The sequence below is a fragment of the Paenibacillus sp. FSL M7-1046 genome, assembly GCF_038007405.1.
Taxonomy (GTDB): Bacteria; Bacillota; Bacilli; order Paenibacillales; family Paenibacillaceae; genus Paenibacillus_AQ.
Genome location: NZ_JBBOXB010000001.1, coordinates 6,580,680 through 6,603,885 on the forward strand (window position 1 = coordinate 6,580,680; position 23,206 = coordinate 6,603,885).

The 23,206-nt window shown below is 47.4% G+C and carries 21 protein-coding genes and 1 riboswitch; of the genes, 10 read left to right on the forward strand and 11 right to left on the reverse strand.

What is annotated here, in order from left to right:
- Nucleotides 1-8: 8 nt before the first annotated feature.
- Nucleotides 9-2,273 (reverse strand): M56 family metallopeptidase, encoded by a 2,265-nt coding sequence (locus NYE29_RS29415; RefSeq protein ID WP_340898659.1) that lies wholly within the window; start codon nt 2,271-2,273, stop codon nt 9-11.
- 5 nt (nt 2,274-2,278) lie between these two features.
- A complete protein-coding gene (locus NYE29_RS29420) occupies nt 2,279-2,656 on the reverse strand; it encodes a BlaI/MecI/CopY family transcriptional regulator (protein ID WP_379141909.1) in 378 nt (125 codons plus the stop codon).
- 223 nt (nt 2,657-2,879) lie between these two features.
- On the opposite strand from NYE29_RS29420, the gene NYE29_RS29425 reads away from it, so the two are divergent.
- From NYE29_RS29425 to NYE29_RS29435, 3 genes are all read left to right on the forward strand, one after another.
- Complete coding sequence (locus NYE29_RS29425) at nt 2,880-3,452, forward strand: PadR family transcriptional regulator (RefSeq protein WP_038591068.1); 573 nt, start codon at nt 2,880-2,882, stop codon at nt 3,450-3,452.
- Nucleotides 3,442-4,422 carry a BtrH N-terminal domain-containing protein gene (locus tag NYE29_RS29430; protein ID WP_340898660.1) on the forward strand — a complete coding sequence of 327 codons (981 nt, stop codon included), beginning with the start codon at nt 3,442-3,444 and terminating at the stop codon, nt 4,420-4,422. Before NYE29_RS29425 ends, NYE29_RS29430 begins: the two co-directional genes overlap by 11 nt.
- 221 nt (nt 4,423-4,643) lie before the next feature.
- The gene (locus NYE29_RS29435) at nt 4,644-6,707 is read left to right on the forward strand and encodes a methyl-accepting chemotaxis protein (RefSeq protein WP_340898661.1); all 2,064 of its coding nucleotides are present in this window, start codon (nt 4,644-4,646) and stop codon (nt 6,705-6,707) included.
- Nucleotides 6,708-6,829: 122 nt separating this feature from the next.
- On the opposite strand, the gene NYE29_RS29440 is transcribed toward NYE29_RS29435, so the two are convergent.
- From NYE29_RS29440 to NYE29_RS29450, 3 genes are all read right to left on the reverse strand, one after another.
- The gene (locus NYE29_RS29440) at nt 6,830-9,028 is read right to left on the reverse strand and encodes an FtsX-like permease family protein (protein ID WP_340898663.1); all 2,199 of its coding nucleotides are present in this window, start codon (nt 9,026-9,028) and stop codon (nt 6,830-6,832) included.
- Between the two features lie 69 nt (nt 9,029-9,097).
- On the reverse strand, nt 9,098-9,796 hold the full coding sequence (locus tag NYE29_RS29445; protein ID WP_340898664.1) for an ABC transporter ATP-binding protein: 699 nt from the start codon (nt 9,794-9,796) through the stop codon (nt 9,098-9,100).
- Nucleotides 9,774-10,385 (reverse strand): TetR/AcrR family transcriptional regulator, encoded by a 612-nt coding sequence (locus tag NYE29_RS29450; RefSeq protein ID WP_340898665.1) that lies wholly within the window; start codon nt 10,383-10,385, stop codon nt 9,774-9,776. The genes NYE29_RS29445 and NYE29_RS29450 overlap by 23 nt, the downstream gene beginning before the upstream one ends.
- Nucleotides 10,386-11,070: 685 nt before the next feature.
- Between NYE29_RS29450 and NYE29_RS29455 the strand changes: the two genes are divergently transcribed.
- Nucleotides 11,071-11,583, forward strand: a complete 513-nt coding sequence (locus NYE29_RS29455; RefSeq protein WP_340898666.1) for a MepB family protein — start codon at nt 11,071-11,073, stop codon at nt 11,581-11,583.
- Here the strand turns inward: NYE29_RS29455 and NYE29_RS29460 are convergent.
- A complete protein-coding gene (locus NYE29_RS29460) occupies nt 11,569-12,381 on the reverse strand; it encodes a hypothetical protein (RefSeq protein ID WP_076112751.1) in 813 nt (270 codons plus the stop codon). The genes NYE29_RS29455 and NYE29_RS29460 overlap by 15 nt on opposite strands.
- A gap of 108 nt (nt 12,382-12,489) precedes the next feature.
- Nucleotides 12,490-13,116 carry a nitroreductase family protein gene (locus NYE29_RS29465; protein WP_340898667.1) on the reverse strand — a complete coding sequence of 209 codons (627 nt, stop codon included), beginning with the start codon at nt 13,114-13,116 and terminating at the stop codon, nt 12,490-12,492.
- Nucleotides 13,117-13,239: 123 nt separating this feature from the next.
- Here NYE29_RS29465 and NYE29_RS29470 point away from each other — a divergent pair, with 123 nt between their 5' ends.
- Nucleotides 13,240-13,602, forward strand: coding sequence for a winged helix-turn-helix transcriptional regulator (locus NYE29_RS29470; RefSeq protein ID WP_076112749.1), 363 nt, complete (start codon nt 13,240-13,242; stop codon nt 13,600-13,602).
- Nucleotides 13,603-13,699: 97 nt separating this feature from the next.
- Here NYE29_RS29470 and NYE29_RS29475 read toward each other — a convergent pair whose 3' ends face one another.
- The gene (locus tag NYE29_RS29475; RefSeq protein WP_076112748.1) at nt 13,700-14,254 is read right to left on the reverse strand and encodes a CueP family metal-binding protein; all 555 of its coding nucleotides are present in this window, start codon (nt 14,252-14,254) and stop codon (nt 13,700-13,702) included.
- 160 nt (nt 14,255-14,414) lie between these two features.
- Complete coding sequence (locus tag NYE29_RS29480; protein WP_340898668.1) at nt 14,415-15,371, reverse strand: EamA family transporter; 957 nt, start codon at nt 15,369-15,371, stop codon at nt 14,415-14,417.
- A 75-nt stretch (nt 15,372-15,446) separates the two neighbouring features.
- Nucleotides 15,447-15,557: riboswitch (purine riboswitch) on the reverse strand.
- Between the two features lie 185 nt (nt 15,558-15,742).
- On the opposite strand from NYE29_RS29480, the gene NYE29_RS29485 reads away from it, so the two are divergent.
- Nucleotides 15,743-16,120, forward strand: coding sequence for a PilZ domain-containing protein (locus tag NYE29_RS29485; protein ID WP_076112747.1), 378 nt, complete (start codon nt 15,743-15,745; stop codon nt 16,118-16,120).
- A 12-nt stretch (nt 16,121-16,132) separates the two neighbouring features.
- On the opposite strand, the gene NYE29_RS29490 is transcribed toward NYE29_RS29485, so the two are convergent.
- On the reverse strand, nt 16,133-17,059 hold the full coding sequence (locus NYE29_RS29490; RefSeq protein WP_076112746.1) for an AraC family transcriptional regulator: 927 nt from the start codon (nt 17,057-17,059) through the stop codon (nt 16,133-16,135).
- 142 nt (nt 17,060-17,201) lie between these two features.
- On the opposite strand from NYE29_RS29490, the gene NYE29_RS29495 reads away from it, so the two are divergent.
- Nucleotides 17,202-17,930 (forward strand): SDR family oxidoreductase, encoded by a 729-nt coding sequence (locus NYE29_RS29495; RefSeq protein WP_340898669.1) that lies wholly within the window; start codon nt 17,202-17,204, stop codon nt 17,928-17,930.
- Between the two features lie 189 nt (nt 17,931-18,119).
- On the opposite strand, the gene NYE29_RS29500 is transcribed toward NYE29_RS29495, so the two are convergent.
- On the reverse strand, nt 18,120-19,073 hold the full coding sequence (locus NYE29_RS29500; protein WP_340898670.1) for an NADP-dependent oxidoreductase: 954 nt from the start codon (nt 19,071-19,073) through the stop codon (nt 18,120-18,122).
- A gap of 228 nt (nt 19,074-19,301) precedes the next feature.
- Here NYE29_RS29500 and NYE29_RS29505 point away from each other — a divergent pair, with 228 nt between their 5' ends.
- The 3 genes from NYE29_RS29505 to gdhA all read left to right on the forward strand — a co-directional run bounded on the left by NYE29_RS29505 (nt 19,302) and on the right by gdhA (nt 23,082).
- Nucleotides 19,302-20,222 carry a phosphotransferase gene (locus NYE29_RS29505; RefSeq protein ID WP_340898671.1) on the forward strand — a complete coding sequence of 307 codons (921 nt, stop codon included), beginning with the start codon at nt 19,302-19,304 and terminating at the stop codon, nt 20,220-20,222.
- A gap of 19 nt (nt 20,223-20,241) precedes the next feature.
- A complete protein-coding gene (locus tag NYE29_RS29510; protein WP_076112743.1) occupies nt 20,242-21,294 on the forward strand; it encodes a suppressor of fused domain protein in 1,053 nt (350 codons plus the stop codon).
- 414 nt (nt 21,295-21,708) lie between these two features.
- The gene (gene gdhA / locus NYE29_RS29515) at nt 21,709-23,082 is read left to right on the forward strand and encodes an NADP-specific glutamate dehydrogenase (protein WP_256718200.1); all 1,374 of its coding nucleotides are present in this window, start codon (nt 21,709-21,711) and stop codon (nt 23,080-23,082) included.
- The last annotated feature ends 124 nt before the right edge of the window (nt 23,083-23,206 follow it).

Consider the following 23,206-nt stretch of genomic DNA (forward strand, 5'->3'; position numbering starts at 1 on the left):
CTGCTTAACTATTTATACGGATCAGGAATTTCTTCCCACTGGCTGGTAAAGACATCGGCTTTAATCGTGAATTCCCTGCCCTCTTTCCTGACTTCACCTAACAAATATCCATCCCCGGTAAAGCCGGAAATCCAGTCCTTGCTCACCGGCTCGAAGCCTTCGGTATCCAGGATGGGCTGTAGCAGCTTATACAGCTCCTTCTGGTATTTGCTGCCGTCAGAGATCTCCCACAAATCTATCGCTTCCCTGTTTACAAGGCTTCTCAAGGGATTGCCGGAGATAGCGTCATAGACCGTTCCGGTAAACGGATTGATTTTATAGGTGTTACCTTGCTCTTCGCCGTTCGGCGGATCTGTGAAATCCACAGTGTATTGGCCGCCGTCTTTGCCAAAGGTCCAGCCGGTTGCCGGAAGCCTTTTTTCCATCATGGACTTGATCTCTTGCTCGCTGAGCGGCGGAGCAATGAACGAGCCATAGTACATCTGTACGCTGTCAAGGGTCAGGTCCTTGCCGTAAACGGCAACAACTTCGAGCGGAAATTCATTCATAGACGCAGCGCCGGCCAAGTGGGCCACAATACGGCCGCCTGTCAGCTCATACGAAACTATGGCGCCAAATCCGACCTTCTCCCCCCATGCTGCCTCCGTGTAATCATAAACTTTGCTCATATGCTTTCCATCCAGTTCAGCAGAGACATAGGTATGGTTATCGCGGTGTGTAATGGAGGATTTCAGCCTCCGATTCAGTGCTTCGACCGGATCCTCGACCACAAGCTCTTCCAGAGTAGCCGGCTGCAGCACATGAATGTCATTCATATAAACTCCTGTGCCAGTGCCGGTCGTAATACGAATGAAGATTTCTTTAGTACCATCCCCGTTCACGTCGGCTTCATCAATGATCGGAGGCCGCGTCTCGTCTTTACCTGCATCCCACAAGAACGTGCGGCTCACTTCACCCCGTACATTAACTGTGACTTCATGTAAAAGCGTATTCTCCCCTGTGGGCTTAGCGGTCACAGTGATCCCGTTTTTCTCTCCCAACAGGGTCCCTTTGACACCAGATGCAGGGGTATCTTTATCCTGTGAAGCTGCCGGGGAAGCAGCAGGAGTACTCTTCTCCGGGACCGGCGCAGAATTCAGCTTGGCCCCGGTCAGGGTACAGCCGCTTAAGAGCATAACTACGGCCAGGCCCAACAGCGTGTTCTTTGCTGTGATTTTCTTATGCCTTGTGATCATGATTATTCTTCTTTCCATTTCCTTTTTACTTCTCGAAATGCCAGCTGCTCCGGCCAGCCGGATCGGGCCAGGTAATGTTTCCAACAGTTTGAGAAGAGTCAGCGCGTAGCTTCTGTGGCACTCCGGTTCAAGATGTGTTAAGGCCAGTGCATCACACGCGACCTCCTGATCCGCTTTCATTTGGCGTACGGCATACCACAGCAGCGGGTTGAACCAATGCAGGGCCAGCAGCAAGCTTGTCAGCAGATTCAGCGGAATGTCACAGCGTTTCACATGCGCCAGTTCATGGAGAAATACATGGCGGAGCCCGCTTGCCTCCAGAATATGCATCGTGGATGCCGGCAGCAGCAGCTTGGGTCGCATAACGCCGAGCAGCGCCGGGACGGCAATCTGCCTCGTCTCGATCAGCTTCACCGGACGACGCACCTGCAGTTCGCGCAGACAGGTTTCGAACAACAGCCGGATGTCCGGAGAAATAACCTCCGGTTCCCGTCGAACCCTCGCCGTGAACCGCAGTTGCGCCCTAACCGACAGGCCCAGTACCACTGCAGCTCCACCAAGCCATACCAGTCCCAGCAAATATAGCGGCGTCCAGCCTGCATCTGCAGCCAGAGCATTGCCTGCGCCCGGCTGTATAACATTAACTGGCGAGGTCGAATTGGTCGTTACTACATCCGGTGTCGTCGCTAGCGGTGAAAGTCCGGCACCTGCTGTTCCAACGTCAGGTGCCGGGCCGGATTCTCCACCGGTCAACCCGGCCTCATGCTTAACGCCAACCATTGGCTGCGTTGACGGAATGGAGGCAGTCTGCGCCGGTTCTTTCTCCAGCGGCAACAGATTAAAAATGCTGAACGCGCTTTCCGGTGTCCAAGGTATGGCCAGCCTCACTACCAGCGGTATCCATAGTAGATACGTCCAGGCCGGTTTTAAACGATCCTTAAACAGAAACCGGGCAGCCAGGATCAGCAGAGCCAGTACGCTCGCCATCACGGACAGCGACATTACCTTGACGAACAGATTGTATGTTGCTTCCAGCAAGCAGCTCAGTCCTTTCGTTCATCCAAAATTCTCTTCAATTCATCAATATCTTCCCGGGACAACTTCTCATCCTGCAAAAAGTTGACCAACATCGGGCGCAGAGTTCCGCCGTAGACCCGTTTCAGAAACGATTGGGTCTCTGATTGAACGCATTCCTCTTCCCGTACAAGCGGGTAATATGAATACACCCTTCCTGTCTGGTTGTAGCCGATGGCCCGCTTCTCGGTCAGACGCTTAATCAGTGTCCGTACCGTCTTCGGGTTCCAGTCCCGGCTGTCTTCCAGCGCTTCAATAATCTCACCTGCGGTGCGCGGGGCCTCTGCCCACAGTACCTTCATTACTTCCCACTCGGCATCCGAGATTTTTGGAGTTTCCGTAGACAAATTCTTTCCACCCTTCTTTCCGTTTCATGACTACACTTGTAATCCAATTCCAATAATATACAATTATATCTTATCAATGTCAATCTGAACCAGTTTTTATCTGCGAAGGTTTCATGCTTGTTCAGAGTTTTCTGGCGGAACTGGCCCGTTCCCCACATTAACCACCTTGACGTTATATTCCACTAGTGTTATATTACACTCATGAAATATAAGGAGGAAGAAAATGTATAGTCTCTCCAACGTAGAATTCATCTTATTGCAAATTATTGCGGAATCCAAACAAGCGTCAGGTTACCAGATTAATAAGCTGATCGAGCAGCGGGGTTACCGGGAATGGGCGAACATAGGCACTACTTCTATTTACAACGGTTTGCAGAAATTGAAAGACAAAGGCCTGATCCGATCCGAACAATCCGGCCACAAATCTGGCAAAGGTCCTCTCCCGTCCACTTTTGTCATGCTGGAAGACGGTATGCACACTTTGAGAAATGAAGTCATCATTAGCCTAACTACCTCACGGGAACGGGATAACCGTTTCGATCTCGGGCTGGCGGCTCTCCCTTTTATCGGGATAAATGAAGCTGTAGAAGCATTGCAGACACGGCAAAATTTTCTGGAGGAGTCATTGAGGAACATCGCGCAAAAATATGAATCGCAAGGCGGCTGCCGTTTGCCGTTGCACGTCAGGGCTCTTTTTCTTCACCCGATGAGTCTCATCGAGAACGAAAAGATCTTTGTCGCCAATCTGATCAACGAACTAATAGGGGAATTGGAGGGTCAAGTTCATGAGGATTGAAAACTTTGCTCCTTATCAGGGAGAACACTGCGAGACCACAGCCATGGGTAATCTTCTTCAACATGCAGGTGTTCAATTATCGGAGCCGATGTTATTCGGAATTGGACAAGGATTGGGATTTATTTATTGGGATTCGAAGGGAATGGACTTTCCTTTTATTGGAGGCAGAGCGAAGCCAGATGAACTGTCTGCATGCCTGGCATCCCGGCTCCAGTTGAACATGAAGGTGAAAGAAACTTCCTCTGTCACAAAAGCATGGCAGAACGTGCAAAGCTGCATAGAGAAAGGTGTTCCCGTAGGCCTTAAATTAGATTCATATTATTTAGATTACTTTACGAATAAAATACACTTTGCCGCCCACTATGCCGTGATCTACGATATGGATGACGAATACGCCTACATGTCAGACACAGGCCAACAAGGCGGGCTTGTAACCACGCAGTTATCCAGTTTGGCCATGGCAAGGAACGCAAAGGGACCCATGAGTTCCAGAAACCGTTCCTTTACGCTTGAACTGGCAGGTGACCTTCCACCGCTTCTGCCTGCAATACGATCCTCTATTCTTAATAATGCGCACGACTATTTGAATCCGCCGATCCGCAATATGGGCAATAGAGGCATCGAAAAAATGAGCAATGAAATTCTGAAATGGCCTGCTCGCAGTAAGGACATGGAGAAAGATCTATGTTTGACTGCTATGTTAATGGAAAAGGCCGGAACCGGCGGTGCCTTATTTCGCAACCTATACAGAGATTTTCTCAAAGAATGCGCAGAATTGCTCAGTAATTCGAAAATAGAAAAGGCTTATCTGCTGTTCACGGAAATCGCCCTCTTGTGGAATAGTGTATCAGCGTCAATTGACAATGCTGGAAGAACCGGAAATCAGCAGGAGCTACAACGGGGATCCGAGCTTTTAAGCGATATTGCCCAGAGAGAACGCTCCGCCATGGAGCTTTTATTGACAATATAAACTCATGGTTGGACTACAGTTAGCTCACCTCCTTCCCCCGTCTGGAAACGCATCCAGAATAAGGACAGCAGCTCTCGCACTCAGCGTAGTTTTTATCCCAAATCCTTATTTTTTAAATTAAATTTCGTTCATTTAGATGAAAGCTATATTAAAATAGTTACAATCTTCCGACATATTCTTATGAGCTTTTAGCTTAGAAAAGATTCGGGGGAGATGGTAATATGTTGCAGCAAATAAAGAAATGGCGATTCGGCTCACCAAGCATAGCAAATACTTTGTCCATTGTACTTTTAGTTATTATTGTTGTCGTCTTCTCGATCTTGGGAACATATATGTTTTCCAGCACTCGAAGCATACTTGTGAAACAACAAGAATCCATGCTGCAGACCAAGACACAGGCACTCGTAAGTCAATTCGATGCTCTATTTAAGGAAAAGGGTTCACTTGTTAAACAAATGTCAACGAATGATATTTTTAAACAATACATTGAAACCACTGAATCTCCGGAAATGGCTAAAACTTCTCCGTCTGCTGATGAAGTAGTGAAGACTCTGGCTGCCATTGTAAAAACAGAGCCCTCTTTTGCAGATGCTTGGATTGCAAGTATTGACGGCAAAGGCTTTTACCTCTTGAACGATGGTAATGCATCTGATGCAACTTTTAATATCAAAGAACGGCCGTATTACAAACCGGCAGTCGCAGCAGACGGGCTGTATTATTCCGATCCTTATATTGACATCACTTCGGGCGATATGTTGATGGGTATCTTTTATCCGATTAAAGATGACAACAATGCGCTAATTGGTTTTGCGGCGGTTGATATAGCCTCTAAAGACATCCCTGCCATTATGGAAAGCTATAAGCTTGGCAGCACCGGTTATTCCATACTCGCCTCCAAAACAGGTGATATTCTGTATCACCCTGACCAGGCTAAGGTATCCAAGGAAAAGATTAATGAGTTCCCTGGAGATCTTGGAGCGATCGGCAAGAAAATGATAGCTGGCGAATCCGGAGTACAACTGATTGATGACAACGGAGAAAGCCGTTACATCGGCTATGCTATCAGTAAAGATACCGGATGGTCCGTAGGTTTGACCATTACGGAGCGTGAAGTGCTCTCAGAATTAAAAAAGTTCACCTGGGTTACGATTGGCGGATTTACTGCAGCTGCGATCCTGCTCGTTCTATTTTCTTATATCACGCTCCGTTACCTGCTCAGATCAATCCCCATACTGCTTACTAAGATCAAGCGGGTGGAAAACGGAGATTTGACAGTTCAGTTTGATGCCCATTCCAACAACGAAATTGGACAAATTTCAAACGGAATCTTCAACATGGTCCAGAAAATCCAAGGTATGCTCCAGATGGTTGGCACCTCCGCTGAGGTATTGAACCAGTCTTCCAAGGATCTGCAATCCATTTCTTCCAGAACGGCTATAACTATGAACGATACAGCGACAGCCATTAATGAGATTGCCAATGCGACCAACTATCAGTCGATCGAAACGGATACTATATTGCAAAAGACCGGATCCCTATCGGGCCAAATTGACGAAATCGCCAGTGATGCCATAGCCATAGAGACGATGGTGCAGGCTTCTGCCGACCAAAGCGAGCTGGGGTTGGGTGTATTGGATCAGTTATCCAAGTGGGCGGAAGAGAATCACAACTCCACTCAGTCGATATCGTCTGCTATTCATGATATTGATCTAAGCCGCCATGAAATTTCTAGCATCGTGGATACAGTACATCAAATAGCCACACAAACCAATCTGCTGGCGCTCAATGCTTCCATTGAAGCCGCTCGTGCGGGAGAACAAGGCCGCGGGTTTGCCGTTGTTGCCGGAGAGGTTCGCAAGCTGGCGGAGCAGACCGCACAGGCTACACAGGAGATTGGCAGAAAGGTACATGAAATCGAGGAAAAAACTGTTGCATCCGTTAAATACACAGCACAGGGTCTTGAAATTGCTGAAGAAAACGCAAAATCTGTGGAGGCTACGAAGCAGGTATTCTTTAGCATTAACAAGGATTTGGAGGCCTTGAAATTGCGCATGATTCAGATCAGCAGCAACACTTCCAAAGTCCATAAACATAAAGATGAAATTCTCCAGGCACTGGAAATCATCTCTTCCACTACAGAAGAGAATTCCGCTTCGACGGAAGAGGTTAGCGCAAGCACGCAGGAGCAGCTGGACAGCATTGAACAGGTCGCTGAACTATCCCAGCAACTCAGTCATTTGTCCAAAAAACTTCAGGACGAGTTGAACCAGTTCCAGGTCGAGTAGTGCTCAAGTTATCCACTGTTAACTCGATAACAGAATCATGCTAAGCAGGCAGCGCGCACCGATATTCCATCGGCGCGCGCTGTTTGTGTTTATTTATCTCTTTGATCCGCAGCACCAAAATTTCAATAGGTATTCGTATCAATATTATTTTCTCTGCGCAGCTTACCCTTGAATATCGGCATAACCAGCATATATTGCAACATAATGAGCGCCAGCGGAAAAATCAGCATCCATATTTTCAGGTTAAACGGCATATAATCGCCAGTCTGAAGAGATAGAATCCGCAAAATCCGTTCTGTAATAAACACCGCAAACGGAAGAGTAATAACATAGAGCAATACCAGCAGCGGTCTGTACACGTCAATCAGCAAACGGCTGATTTCGGAAGATTTGTAACCGAGCAGCCGGAGTATTCTCATATCCCGGGTACTGTCCTGAAAATTAAGCAGGAGAACCAGGTATAACAGTAAAACTCCAATTACAACGCCAATCATTTGATTAATGACAGCACTTGAACGATTTGAGACAGCGCTGCTTTCCAGCGCAGCTCTTTTATCCGCAGCAGTTACCACTTTAACGTTGGCGGAAGAATTCATTTCATTACTTAACTCGCCCGAATGCAGTGAACGCTCCACCTTCATCCAACCAGCGAGGTTATCTTTGGATGTATATATCGTATCCGTATCCCCGTTTTGGCTGATCGACTGAACGACAACCGCCACATTTTGCCGATCCAGTATAAGGTTGAGAGTAGCCCCCTTCTTGATCCCATACAACCAGCTGAATGAGCGGCTGACAATGACTCCTTTCAGGTTATCCATCCTGAGGCCCTTATTATTGGCATCGAGCAGCGTGAACAGCGTCCCCCCGCTATCGAGTCCCAGCATTTGCGCTGAGATCATACTGCCTTCCTTTTGCTTCAGTTGCACCGGTTGCTGGAGATAATACATCCGGGAGGATCTGGCATTCGCATCATCATGCTGAAATTCCGGATAGGTAATGTCATAGGTATAATCGATGCCAGCCATTTGGGCATTCATGGCTGTACCGCTGGATTGATATAAGGAATAACTTAGCAAGAACAACAAGGTAGTCAGCAGAATTGCACAAGCACTAAGGATTAAGGCATTCCATTTTCGCAGTGCAACACGGAACGGCAACCGCCACTTCTCCGGTAATAGTTTGACTAACCGGTTGGCAGCCCGCAAGACACCCTTGACCGGCCGCGGTTGCGCTGAAATGTTTAACAAAGCATGGGTTTCTTGCTTCAAAAACGGAACCGCTGCATAACACGTTATAAGAACTGCTCCCCCGGCTGGAAATAAGATGCCTTTAACGGCTGACCCGAAATGAATCCCCCGTTCAAAAAACGGGAAGGAATAAGTGCATTCCAGCATGCCCATGAGCACGTTGGATCCAAGATACCCTAACCCCATCCCCAAGAGGCAACCTATACCCGCAATTCCCAAGGTGAACCTTATCAGGACAAAAGTTATTTGCCTCCCGGTAAAGCCAAGTGCTTTTAAACAGCCTAAATCTTGCTTGTGCAGCGACATGAATCGTTTAAAAAACATATAAAAGATGAAAAAAGATATTAAACCGAGCACAATCAAAAAAGATTGCGCCAGTCCATTATTTGATTCCAGCGCCTTTTGCAGTTCTGTATCGCTGTCTATCTCAGCGGCCGATGCTAAATAAGAAAAAGCTGGTTCTGCCAGCAGGCTTTCCTTTGATAGGTGATCAACGCCCTCTCGCAAGGCTCCGGCATAATATTGACTCTCCTGCCCCTCTAGTCTGTCATAGACTTCCGGTAAGACAAGAACGAACGTAGCATCGGAATAATTTTGCTGAACCTCACCAAAGGGTATAAACGATAAGTAATCCGGCAAATACATTGAACCAGTAATCGTAAAGCTTACTTCTCCGATTCTCCATGAATCGCCAACTTGCAGGTTATTCTGTTGCAGAAATTGCGGCAAGACCGCAATTTCATCTGCTTCCTCCGGAAGCCTGCCCTTCACGATATAGGGCATATTCAGCCGCCGAGGTTCGGTAAGCAAAAAATAAGTCTTGTTCTCACTCTTCACTTTCTTAATGCTGCGTTCTTCGGTAATCAGTTGATTCTCAAACCCCTTCAATACCTTGTTCTTGTCTGCTGTGCTGGTGAACTGGAATCTAACATCTTCCTGGTTTTGATTTCTCAAGTAGTAGTCCATATTCGTTACATTCCGGTCAACTGAAAATTGCACGAAAAAATACATAAAAGAGGTTAACAAAATAATCAACAGCAGCACTGCTCCATAAGCACGGTTTTGCTTCAACAGGCTAACTATTTGTTTTTTTAAATAGTGCAATTCAATTCCGCCCCATTCCCCTTCAGTCTGCACGCGCTATACCCAGCTTATTTGTTCCACAGGAATAGGATTCTTCTGATGTATATCTTTAATCATCGATCCGTCCTTAATCGTAATCACACGATCTGCGGTTCTCGCGATTTCGTAATTGTGGGTGATGAAAAGTACAGTTACACCATATTTAACACAAATCTGATGCAGCAAAGAAATAACCTTCCTGCTGTTTGTTTCATCCAGAGCCCCGGTAGCTTCATCACAAAACAGCATACACGGCTTCTTGATCAAAGCTCTGGCAATGGCTACCCGCTGTTGCTGGCCTCCCGACAGTTCGCCTGGATATTGGTCCAAAACACCAGAGATATCCAGCATCTCCGCCAATTCTTGCACGGAATACGCTCCACCCGATGCAGGCGCACCAATTCTGATGTTCTCTTCTGCCGTGAGATGGGAGAGCAGTAAATATTGCTGAAAAATTTGACCGATATCTTGTCTGCGGAAATCAGCAAGCTCATGTTCGCTGAATTGTGTAATCTCTTTGTCTCCGAAGAATACACTTCCGCTGCTCGGCTTTTGTAATCCGGACATGATGTTGAGCAAGGTGGATTTGCCTGACCCGCTTGGCCCAATGATAACCGTGAAGCTTCCTTCCTCTATTTCCAGTGAAACCTCTTTGAGAATGAGTTCATTGTTCCTGTATTGCTTCGTTACCTCGTTAACTGTAAGGATTGTTTTCATAAGGGGGATGGCCTCCGAACAGATTATTTTGAAACCACTTGAACTGCTCCTCCAGAAATTCATCTGTAAGATCAACGGATAAACCCAGCACCCTCAGCCCCTCTAAAAAAATCAGCAGCTGATTGGCAACTGTATCCGGGGAAGCTACCTCCGTCTCTTTCCGTTCATTGCCGTACTGGATCAGCCGGCTGAGAAAAGCCGCCGATTGTATGTACTGCTGCTGCAAGAACTCCCTGTCTGAATTGCTTTTGTGTGAGAGGAAAAATTCATAGGCTGCAGTCATCATGCTGTTATTAATCTGGCGCAGCTCCGCTTTTTGCCCGGACAAAAACAGCTCCATGATTTCACGATAGGGCTCGCCTGCCCCCATCATAGATTCAAAGATTTCCTCTGTATGTATGGCATTTGCACGCAACAGTTCGCGGAAGATATCATCTGTAGAGCTGTAATAACGGTACAAACCACCGCGGCTAATCTGGCACTCCTCTACAATATCGCTCATCGTCACAGCATGAAATCCTTTGCGAACGAATAACTCTAGTGCTTTACTCAGAATCAATTGTCTCTTTTCCACTGATTTTTTGGCCATCCTCATTCCTCCAATCGCTAAAAGAACTTCCACTCATAAATGTGACACCATTGTCGTTTTTAATTTTATGACACTACTGTCGTTTTTGTCAATGTACATTTGTCTGTCCACGACTGGATGAGCGCTACTTTATGTTGAACATTACAGTATAATCAATCCGTCTATCCTCGTGGTCAAAAACTGTGCTAAAATCACTTATACTAGGCATTTGAACATCCGCATTAAATTACTAGAGGTGAAAAAAATGGGACAAGGCTACAAACTGACCTGTGATCACTGTACATACAATGTAGATATTTATATTGGAATTGGTTTCTATTATTTTAGCTTGGAGTCCATTGCCTCATTTGTAAAAGACCTTGCGCTCAAACAACAGATTGAACATTTTCAAAAAGATCCTTCCACAACCTTCGACGCTTATAAAGCTTTATATGTCTGTCCATCCTGTAATGCTGTCCGAAATGAATTATTTATGAACATGCGCTCGGGCACATCTCAGTTTGTAACGAACTATACTTGTAAAAGATGCAAGGATACCATGAGGCTTACACCCTTGGAACATTTGGTGCCTGTTCATTTGAGTTGCCCGGAGTGTGAACATGGAAAGTTGGAATCCACATTTTTTATGGACTGGGATTAGTCTTTGTGGGGGATTCTGTGAAGCATTAAAATGAGGAGTTGTAAAATGAATAGATTTTATGAGGCATTATCCTATGTAAAAGAACTTTTGTATGAACCTAATCAATTAACGATAGCATCCGTCCGGGAAGAACCCCAAAATTCAGATTATGGGGCTGGTGTATTCCAGCTGAATTCTAAATCGGTCAGATTCAGAGTTGCCAAAATAACACCAACCAAAACAGGACAATTTGTCGCAATATGGGAAAAGGATTGTCATCATAAAAACCAAGCCTTTTCCTATGAAAAGGCCACAGACTTATTGGTTATTAATACTTTTGATGCACCAAATAATCGCTTTGGACAATTCGTTTTTCCAAAAGAGGTTCTTGTGAAACATAATATCCTTACAACAACTGAGGCAAATGGAAAAATGGCCCTTAGAGTCTACCCTAGTTGGGATACCCCCACCAGCAAACAAGCTATAGCTACACAAAGCTGGCAATTGCCCTATTTTAGTATTGCTCAGAAGGGCGATTTATTACAAAACAAAAAATTAATAGGATTATACTCCAACTGATCCCATGTGCCGCTTAAATACCTGATCCGCAGCCTGCGCGAAGGAATCGGGGGTGATCGCTTGCCCCCGCATCTCCACATTTTGCAGCGTCCCGCAGAAAAGTGCGTGGCCTATAGGCAGTTCATCCTTCACCTTGTAGTGACAGCCATCCCTCACCAAAAGCCCGTCCGCTGCCAACTGCTCTACGTCAAAATAAAATCTGCCCCCTGGTGTATACTCGCAGTGGCTATCCATACAGACGAAGCCCTTTTGCTTTGAACTCACAACAATTTCCGGCGCAACTCCGCTGCCCAGCATTACAAACTCCTGAAAATCAGCGGGATCTCCAAGGGTCAGGCCAATCGGAGCCGTTTCCCTCACAACGTTAGCCGCCTGCACCTTCTGCCAGGATTTCAAGACCCCTTCCCGGCAGATCGCCGGGTAAGCGCCTGGTGTTGTGCTGTGGACCAGAACCTTAGGTTCATAAGGACGCAGGAATCTGTCAAATGGGCTATGACCTGTATACACAGCCTTTGCTTCCTCGTAATCCTTAGGCAATGCGGTAATAATCACCTTCCGCCGGTACAGATGATGATAAGCAATATAATCCATGGCCCGAAATTGCCATCCATTGCAGTGCTTGCTCAGCTTGAAGCCGAAGATCTCTGTTTTGCCCGTGAACATTTCGTATTCGGCGCATTCATCAATAGACAGCTCTACCCAGCTTTCATCGTACAATCCATCTTCCGAATATGGATTCCTCTTAGTTACTCTGTCGGCAAAATACAAACTCCCCATTTTAGCCTCACTGCCTTTCATTACAATTCCTTAATGACTTCCTTTCCATCGCTTTTAGCGGGAGCTCTCACCATAATCATAATAGATTATAGAGTATAGAGTATCTGCAAAATATCCATTCGGTCTGAGTTAAGTCAGTATATTTCTATAAATCACTTTAGATACCTCATGTCTCACCGTCCGATGCCCTGCTTTAATCCCTTTACCGATAGCAATAAGCATTACATCCAGATATCTTTCGGAAATATTCAAAGTTTCCTTTAGCTGCCTGGAATCATAACCTGACATTGTAATCGTGTCCAGTCCGGCTTCATTCACCAGCAACACTAATGACATAGCCGCAAGACTTACATCTCTGGTTAATTCCATCCGGAGGTCCTCGTCTGATTTACTGGCATAATATCCGATGGCCGCATTTGCCAGGTAGTCTCTTAAAGATTCATCGAAATAACCAGATTGAAACCCTTCCTCGTGAATCTGAATAATGTTATCGTCTTGGAACGCATTATAATCCCCCAACATCACCAATACAGCGGAAGCGTCTGCCACTTGTTGCTGATTGTAGGCGATAGGCAATAGTGACTTTTGGATTTGAGGATCATCAATGATCAGGTACCGCACAGCCTGTACATTATTTCCATTGGGTGATTTGCTTGCACTTTCAATGAATGAAGCCAGCAGTTCCGGGCTGATTTTATAATCCGGATCATAATGCCGGACTGAATTACGATGCTCTAAAATATTTTTCACACTCATGTTGTTCACTCCCACCTTTATTTATCTTGCTTTTCAAATAATAGTAGTAAAGATTACACAGGAAAATAACGCACAAAATTGTGGTTTACCCACTTTTAAGTGCCTATTGGGGAGGAACGGGATTTGGTCCAATATAATTCAGGGATAAATATATTTATGAATATTGTGGGCGGAAAGTGGAAGTGTTTAATTCTTTTCTTTCTGAGCCGAAATCCGGTTAGAACCAAGGAGTTTTATGAGTACATTCCGGGAATCACACAAAAAGTATTAACCGATCAATTGCGTCAGCTGGAAAAAGACGGACTTGTAAAAAGAGAGATCTTTCAGGAGGTTCCACCAAAAGTAGAATATAGTCTAACGGAGTTGGGCCAATCATTTGTGCCCGTGTTAAATACAATGTGTGACTGGGGCCATGAATATGCAGTGTTGAAGGAAATAGCGAGAGACGGACAATTTTACTGCACGCACCAAAATAATCCTCAATAGCAGGACATAGGGTGGTGTATCGGCGGGGGCCTTCCAGTTGTGCCGGATAGCCCCCCCGATCATTCCTAGAGCTAAATATCTTCCTTCTCAAAGGGGCTTACAAGCTCTGTTTGTCTTTTAATTGCATGGTTGCAATACAGGTGTCGTCATTCTCAAAAGTGGAGATGGCGGATTCCGCGGTTTTCCCGTCATGCTCTACTGTTATATGGTAGGTTTTGTCCCGCGGCAGCCACAGATCAATAAATCCATTGTCTTGTGATTTCATTGTGGTTTTGTCCATTACGGAGTTCCCCTCTGAATCCTCAATCGCTACACTGAACTCTTCATCCGTCATTTCGCCCTGACAGCCAGTCAGGCTATGGATTGCGCAAGGGTGTGTTTTATCTATGTAAGGCGCAATGGACAGAAAAAACTCATCCTCAGGCAGATTGTAGGTGATTTCTTTTGAATCGGCACCAGTCACGATAAGCTGCCCGGAAGTGATGGAAGCCGATTGGGCCGTTGTGTTGCCTGTACTGAAATCAAGTACCATTTGTTTAATATTTGGTGCTATGTCATGTTCAGGTTTTTGTTTTTCGGTGTTTCCCGCAAATAGGTATGTCCCCAGCGCGATAGCAACTGCTCCAGCAGCCGCCAGCGTTTTTTTGTTCATCTTGAATTCATCTCCTTGTCCGTTTATTTTATTGTAACCGAGATCGTACAATTGTGCGCGTGGCACAGATGATATTCGCAAAAGAGTAACAATACCAAAGAAGGCCGGTCGTCCAACTCATCCTGAGTGGATACCGGCCTTTGACAAAGGAACAAAAAGATTATGACGTTATTACGCGTGTGTTTTTCCAGCGCAGCTTATACAGTTCAGGAAGCACAACTCCGATCAGCACTATAATAACACCAGTCCACTGCAGCCAGCTTACATGCTCATGCAGTACAAATGAGGACAGCAGAACTGCAACCGGCAGCTCGGCGGCACCAAGAATCCCTGCCATTCCGCCTCCAATATGAGGAACACCGATTGCAAACAGCACAGGCGGTATAAAAGCGCCGAACAAACCCAGCAGGAAACCATACAGCAGTAATTGTCCCCACAGCAAACCGTTGAAGATGAAGGTTGGCGGGAATAAAATACATAATAATACAAATCCGCCAGTAATCATCCAGGCACTCCGGTAGGCCGGGTGTGCGGCAGGAACGGCTTTGCCGCTGAATATAATGAACATCGAATAGCTTACCGCAGACAGCAGGCCCAAAGTGAGCCCCAACATATTGAAATGGGCGGCACCTTGATCCAAAATCCCCGCGGCCAGCAATGTTCCTCCGAACAGCAGCAGCAAAGTCAGCAGTGTAATTTTATCGGGACGCTGGCGTTTGCTTACAGCTTGAATCAGCACGCTGATCCATGTGAACTGGAACAACAGGATGATCGCCAGCGATGCCGGAATATAACGGAGCGACTGATAATAAAGCAGACCAGTCAACACCGTCGGAGCTCCGGCGAGCATGAGCAGCAGTCTGTGCTTCCAGGTCAGTGCTGTTGACACACGCTGCGTTGCTGCGGCTGGAATGCCGCGGCTCTTTTGTTTGCGGTTTTCTTTGACTTTTGTATAGACTGCCAGCAGCCAAGCGAGTATGCAGCCGGTCAATAACTGTGTACCGACCACTTCCCCAAGCTGATATCCTTTTCCGTAAGCCAGCACAACAATTGTTGATAGGATACCATAGCTCATGGCACCCACTAAGACGGATATGAGGTATTTCAAATCTTTCATGTTTATTAATCCTCCTGAATCTTCTGAATCGGCCGCTGCACACAAAAAATCCTAACTCCGGGGACAAGGAACATATCATTTGATCCTTGTCATCGTAGTTAGGAAGAATAGGCTTCCTGTAGAAACCCTCGCCCTGTGTGTAGCAAATGGCTGCGAGGTTATACGAGAACAGTATGTAGTTTTCTGTGTTTCGACTGTTCATATGTTACACGGCAAGTGAGCAGACGTCAACACTAATTTCTTTAAATTTGTGGTTTTGTCTTAGGAACCCCTATCTAGCAATGGAACTGAAGTGTTACTCTTCATCACAGGACGTTTCCTGACGATGATAGATATATGCTGATATTGCCAGGAAAATTATGGAGGTACCGATGAAGATCAATCACAGAAAAGAACCTTTCCGATACACCTTTAAAGAGCCGGTCTCCTTCAACTTGTTTATTGTAAGCATAAATGGAATACCCGCTCCCGCCAAACCCGTACAGGCGCTCATGTATGACATCAGCCGTTCAGGTTGTGGTCTTAAGATGCCGCTTGCGCTTAGAGTAGACAGCAATCAAATCCGGATCAGCTTAAATCTCGTGCTGCATGAAGAACCATTGCAGTTGGAGGGCACGCTGCGCTGGGGCCGTGAGGAAGCAGATAATCATTATTACGGCGTTCAACTGGACATCCCCGAACATGAACGCGACCGGCTTCCGCGTGAACTCCGGCTGCTGGCCGGGCAAAGCAAAATCATTGTCAAATAGAGGATTGCGGCGTCAGCTCCTTGACAACCTATGCCGCAACTGATTGACATCCCTGATTGGCGGCTGCCCAAAGAGGCGGGCATATTCCCGGCTGAATTGCGACGGGCTTTCGTATCCCACCTGAAATGCCGCCTCTGCGGCTTCTGCGGTCTCTGACAACAGGAGTCGCCGGGCTTCCTGCAATCGAACCTGTTTCAGATACTGCAAGGGACTCATCGCAGTAACTTCTTTAAAATAATAGTGGAGCGAAGATACACTCATGTTGACCATTTTGGCCAAATCATGTACTTGAAGCCGCTGCCTGTAGTCACGGTTAATCCGGTCTATAACGGCTGCGATTCGCTGGGCATGGCTGCCGCTGATAACAAAAGACTTGATAGACGCTCCCTGTTCCCCCTGCATGACCCGATACAAAATCTCCCGAATCATCAATGGTGCCAGACCTTCAATATCCTCCGGGTTATCCAGCAACCGGATCAGCCGAATGACGGCGTCCAGCAGAGAGGAGCTGACGGAACCCACCGCCAGCCCCCGGCTGGAATGGTTCCCGGCTTCCCCGCCAGAACGCGGCATCTGCAGCATATCAACAATTTGATCCGGTTGAAAATTTAACTGTAGGCCCAGATACGGCCGAAGTGCCGTCGCCTCCAGGATTTGGCCTTTGATAGGAAGATGTACGGATGCCAGCAAATACGATCTCGGGTCATAACGGTAGCTCTCCTTGGCCAGCATTACCAATTTGCTTCCCTGGGCAATCATACAAAGAGCCGGCTCATAGATCGCGAACTGCGGTTCCTGCTCGCAGGAAGCGCGGAATAAATGCAGCGAAGGTATTGCGCTCAGGTGCTTCCCATCGGTTCTTGTATGCCGTTCAATCAAGGAAGCCAGTTCCCCCTGCCCTTCTAAGGACAGTTCTTCTTCCGGTTGTGTCTGGTTCATCTTTCCCCCTCCTCTCTCTTTACTCTAATCCAGCTTGGAGAATTAGGCAATAATCCACGACAAACGCTATACCTCCTGCACTCTGCTTCCCCGCATAATGATAAGCAGAGTCACCAGTAACCCTATGAGGAGTGTAGCGGAAATGAACAAGAATATCTCAGGAAAAACCGTAGTTATTACAGGTGCAAGCAGTGGTATAGGTGAAGCTACCGCCCGCTTGCTGGCCCGAAGCGGTGCTTATGTTGTTATGGCAGCGCGGCGGACCGGACGGCTGGAAGCAATCGCTGCCGAACTGGAAGCAGAAGGCTGCACCGCATACTTCCGTCAGGCGGATGTCACCAAGCTGGAGGATATACAGGCTGTAGTTGACTTCACCTGCCGGCAATTCGGACGGCTTGACGTGGTCGTGAACAATGCAGGCGTCATGCCTCTTTCCCTTCTGGAGAGTCTCAAGCTGGAGGAGTGGAACCAGATGATTGACGTGAACATACGCGGCGTACTCCATGGAATTGCCGCCGCCCTGCCTATTATGAAGGAGCAAGGCAGCGGCCAGTTCATCAATATCGCCTCGATCGGCGCTTATGAGGTTTCGCCCACGGCGGCCGTATATTGCGCCACCAAATTTGCGGTCCGGGCCATCACGGAAGGACTGCGGCTGGAAAACGTGAGCGGAATCCGGGCAACGTTAATCTCGCCAGGAGTTACTGAATCCGAGCTGGCCAATAGCATTTCGGAGGAGTATGCGAAAGAGCTGATGAAGGAATACCGGAAGCAGGCACTCCCTGCCGAGGCTGTTGCACGGACAATCCTTTTTGCCATCGAACAACCGGCCGATACCGCTATTAATGAACTTGTTGTCCGTCCCTCCTAATCTATCTGCAGCTGATCAGCAGCCTATTGCTGCTCTGCCTTTACACACAACGAAGCAAGAGCCCGCGACAGACGCGGGCTCTTGCTTCGTTGTTTAGACTGTCTTCGGCTTGTACGACGTACTTGCGTAGGTTCACAGCCCGCAGTTGCCATAGCTGAACACACCGCTAGGCAATACCGCAGCCTTCCCCTATTGCTCGGCACGGAGGACAATTTTACCAGCTGCATGATGCGTTTCACTTTTTTCATGCGCCTGCCTGATTCCTTCTTCGTTCAGCCAGAAGGTACTGTCAATTACCGCCCGCAGTTTGCCTTGATCGGCAAGCTCTGCAAGCTTCTCCAGTTGACTGCCGCTGGGCTCCATCATGAATTGAACGCCGGTGACTTGGTATTTCTCCTGCAGCTGCTCATCGGGTTTCTCAACAAGAGAGACCAGCCTGCCGCCGGGTTTTAAGATCTCAAAGCTTTTACGCTGAATATCCCCGCCCATCGTGTCCAGCACGAGGTCATAGTCTGAGAGGACCTTCGAAAAATCTTCTTCTTTATAATCAATAAAACGATCGACACCGAGCGATTCCAGCAGTTCCTTGTTCCTGGAACTGGCTGTTGAGGCCACTTCTGCTCCGAAATGTTTGGCCAACTGGATAGCAAACGTGCCGACCCCGCCCGAACCGGCGTGAATTAGAACCTTATCGCCTTCTTTAATCTTTCCGTGGTCAACGAGCGCCTGCCACGCTGTCATCGCTGCCAGCGGCACAGCTGCAGCTTCTTCAAAGTTGAATGCTTTGGGCATCTTGCTCACCACATCCGCATCCACGGCGATATATTCGGCATAGGTGCCGAAATCACGCGGACGTGCAAAGACACGTTCATCCGCCTTAAACCGGCTCACATTCTCGCCTACCTCAACGACCACGCCGGCGGCATCTCCGCCTAATACTAATGGAAAATCACCAGTAGCAGAGCCCATAGCGCCTTGCCGAATTTTAAAATCCACCGGATTTACAGATGTTGCCCTCAGCCGAATCAATACCTGATTGGGTTCAATCACCGGCTTGGGAATTTCTTTGCCCACCAATACTTCAGGTCCGCCAAATTGTTCAATCACAACTGCCTTCATGCTTCGGATCACGCCTCTCTTCAAGAGAATATCTTCCTGAACCAAATCCAGGTTCCTTATTGATTACCCTCCAGAGCTGATTCTGCCACAATTTGTTGTATATCCGTACAATGTATCAAAGTGTAGTTTTGGAGAAATAGGCAATAATCCGCTAACAGTGAAATATTCCTTTGGAAAATAGATACAAAATGTGTATCCTAATGAGTATAGTCTTCTATGCAACTAAAATCTGAAGGTTCGGAGGAGAATTTATTGTTATTTGAACATACTTTGAACGGGTGGGATTCCTGGAGCAGCGTTTTCCAATCGAGGGAGGCCTTTTTCCCTTTAGCCAATGCGATCTTCCGTAAAGAAGGTTTACCTTTGGCAGAATCCTTAGAGAATCTTCCTCCAGGCACCAACGCAGTCTTCCAAGCCAATGAGCTAATCATTAAAATCTACGCCCCCATACAAACTAATATGGATACGCAACAAGACTACGCTACTGAACTGGCAGTAATGGAATTTGCTATGAATCATAATATTTCCACCCCCAAGATCATCGGGCACGGTGAGTTTATGGACAAGTATTTGTTTCGTTATCTTATTATGGATTATGTACCTGCCGCATCTTCCATTCAGGAACTTTTATTAGCTTCTTCATCCGAGAAGAAAGATTTTGCAGATCACATCAAACAGATCTCTGTAAAACTCCATCAGCCGGCGCTAAACTTGCTGCCCCGTATTGACCTCAGAAATCAAGACAACCGAATGAACCGCATGGATGGGTTGAATCCGAATCTCATCAAAGAGCTGGCAAGATGCGCTGAGAACCTGGATTATGATGAAGTGGTTTTGGTACACGGTGATATCACGAGGGATAATCTGATCATTGGTACTGATCGCTCCGTTACGCTAATCGACTTTGCAGACTGCATCATGGCTCCAGCCTATTACGAGCTGCCTGCAATCATATTTGAATTGTTCTTATGCGATCAAGAGCTGGTGGCGGAATATATCGGTGAGGAAGACCGGGAATTGTTCCTGGATGCACTAATTAAAGGCCTTTCTATTCATCTTTTCTGTGGTTTCATCTTGAAGGATTATTTCGAAAGAATTGACATCCCAAGAGATAGTGTAGCAAGCATAGACGAATTAAGGCTGTTGTTGCAAAAACAGTTGTTTCCACATTAAGCAAGGAGGTTTGCAGAAAATGAGTGAAGTAGAAAACGCCTCGGGATGGGACGCTATAGACGCGGCTTTACAGAACATCTATGGAGACCAAGAGCCCAAACACTATGGAACTATAATTCCGTATATGCTGGGAGGCCCTGACCCTCTGAATGGCATCAGTGTGTATGAAGTAAAAGAGCCTGTAGCCCATTGGCATTTTGTTACCTACGGCTTCTCAGAGCTTTACGATAAAGAGAGCAGTGATCCTGATTACAGCGGTTATGGATTTGAATTGACCTTCCGGCTGTCCAAACCAGACAACGAAGATGAGCCCCCGGCCTGGGCATTGAATCTCCTTCAGAATATGGGGAGATATGTGTTTGGCAGCGGCAATATCTTCCGTTCCGGTGATTACATGGACGCGAATGGACCTATTTGTCAGGGAGCAGATACGCTTCTGACTGCCCTCTCCTTCATTGCCGATCCTCAGCTACCGGAGATCGAGACCCCTAACGGGCGGGTGGAGTTTCTACAAATGATCGGCATTACGCAAGAAGAGCTGCTGGCTATGCAGGTCTGGAATACGCTTGGCGTTCTTTCGGCAATCTCTGAGCATATACCGCTCTACACAACTAATCTGCTGAGAGATTCGCTGCTGAGCCTCCCTGCGGTTTCTGAAGCCGTTCGGATTGGCAGTGAGACGGAGGGTTCAAATACCGGAATTCTCTATGTTGATCAGTTGTCCTGGAATCCTTCACCTGCCGGGGGCATCTCCAAGACATTGACCATCGGCGCAAAGCAGGCTGAGGTTGTTGGTAAATTGCTGCGGGGAAGAATCTTGAAAAAGCGTAACTTGACCTTATCCGGCCCGGAGACCCGGATCGTCTTCGAGCCGGGTGAGGCCAGAGAAGTACAGGAACAGGAGGATTCAGTCACAATTAAGCTTGATCCTGCTGCGGCGACAGCAATTGCCCGGCTGCTTACCCCTGTAGCCGGAACTTTCGCGGTTCCAGCTTGGCCGGAACTCATTGTGAGTATCGTACCTACCCATATCAAAGACAGTGAAGGAAATATCGTCGAAAGTATCGGATAAGCCCTTTAAAGATTTGAAGCGCTAAGAGGCTTTAATGCTGTAGAAAGGCTTCAATTTCAGGAGTAAGCTTGTTTTTCTCTCAAACATCCTTCAATAGAATTACACTTGGCCCTTTGGCTCTACGGCATAGGTGGATTGCAGTGCATAATCACTACACTTTTACCCGTATTCCCCCCTCTGTAACCGTCTTCTCCCTGCCGGATCATACGTATATTTATTCTGCGGCGGGCGCAGAATAAAAGCTATCCATTGCATAAATATAACACCTTTTGTTAGTTTCATAGAAATTATTGATAGGCCATCAAAAAAGAATTGATTGGCAAAAGGATGTCAGGTTTTAGTAAAATTCTTTTAAATTCTTAGTAAATGATGGGTTTAACCATATCCACTATACAGACAAGGAGTGTTCATCAAGTGTCTACCCTCACACCGGAAGCCTCAGCTTCGGCCGAAAGTTATGTACGGCGTATCTATGAAGAGGTCAAACGCCGCGATCCTCAGGAACGCGAGTTCCATCAGGCTGTCAAAGAAATTTTGGATAGCCTAGTACCCGTTCTGGCCCGCCACCCCCATTACATGGAGCATGCGATTCTGGAACGGCTGGTTGAGCCGGAACGCAGCATTTCCTTCCGTGTTCCCTGGAGCGATGACTCCGGTCAGATCCGCGTCAACCGCGGCTACCGGATCCAGTTCAACAGTGCTATCGGACCTTATAAAGGCGGCATTCGTTTCCATCCATCCGTCTATTCGGGCATTGTCAAATTTCTGGGCTTCGAGCAGATATTCAAAAATGCTCTGACCGGCCTGCCGATCGGGGGAGGCAAAGGCGGTGCCGATTTCGATCCCAAGGGCAAGTCGGACCGGGAAATCATGGCCTTCGCCCAGAGCTTCATGACTGAGCTGTACCGCCATATCGGTCCGGATACGGATATCCCCGCAGGTGATATAGGTGTCGGCGCGCGTGAGATCGGCTATATGTTCGGGCAATATAAACGGATCCGCGGCGGCCATGAAGCAGGTGTGCTTACCGGCAAAGGTTTGTTATACGGCGGAAGCCTGGCGAGAAAAGAAGCTACAGGCTACGGTCTCGTTTATTTCGTGCAGGAAATGCTGGCCGCGCAAGGACTGGACTTCCATGGGCAATCCGTCGTCGTTTCCGGTTCAGGCAACGTTTCGATTTATGCCATGGAAAAAGCACAGCAGCTTGGTGCACTCGTTGTCGCCTGCAGCGATTCCGCCGGGTACATCTATGATCCGAAAGGCATCAATGTCGATACTGTCAAGCGATTAAAAGAGCAAGACCGGCTGCGGATCAGCGAATATGTCAAAGAGCATCCCCATGCGGTATATACGGAAGGCAGCACAGCCATCTGGACCATCCCTTGCCAGATTGCCTTGCCTTGCGCCACTCAGAACGAGTTGGATGAAGAGGCAGCGCGGACGCTTGTAGCAGGTGGGGTGAAGGCTGTCGGAGAAGGCGCCAACATGCCCTCTACACTGCCGGCCATTGATTACTTTCTGGAGCATGGAATCCTGTTCGCACCGGCCAAGGCAGCCAATGCCGGTGGTGTAGCCGTATCAGGTCTGGAAATGAGCCAGAACGGAATGCGGCTGTCCTGGGCCTTTGAAGAGGTGGATGAACGGCTGCGGCAGATTATGAAGAACATTTACCGCAGCGCTGTCCGGGCAGCAGATGAATACGAAGTGCCCGGCAACTTGGTGGCCGGTGCCAACATCGCCGGCTTCCTGAAGGTAGCCGACACTATGCTGGCCCAAGGGGTCGTCTAAGACGGACAGGCTGCCCGGCTACTGCTTAAAGAACATTCGAAAAATCAGCTTACAAAAAGACGTGCCGCAAACCGGCACGTCTTTTTTGTTATGATACTTTCAGCTCTCCTATGAGTGCATCGCG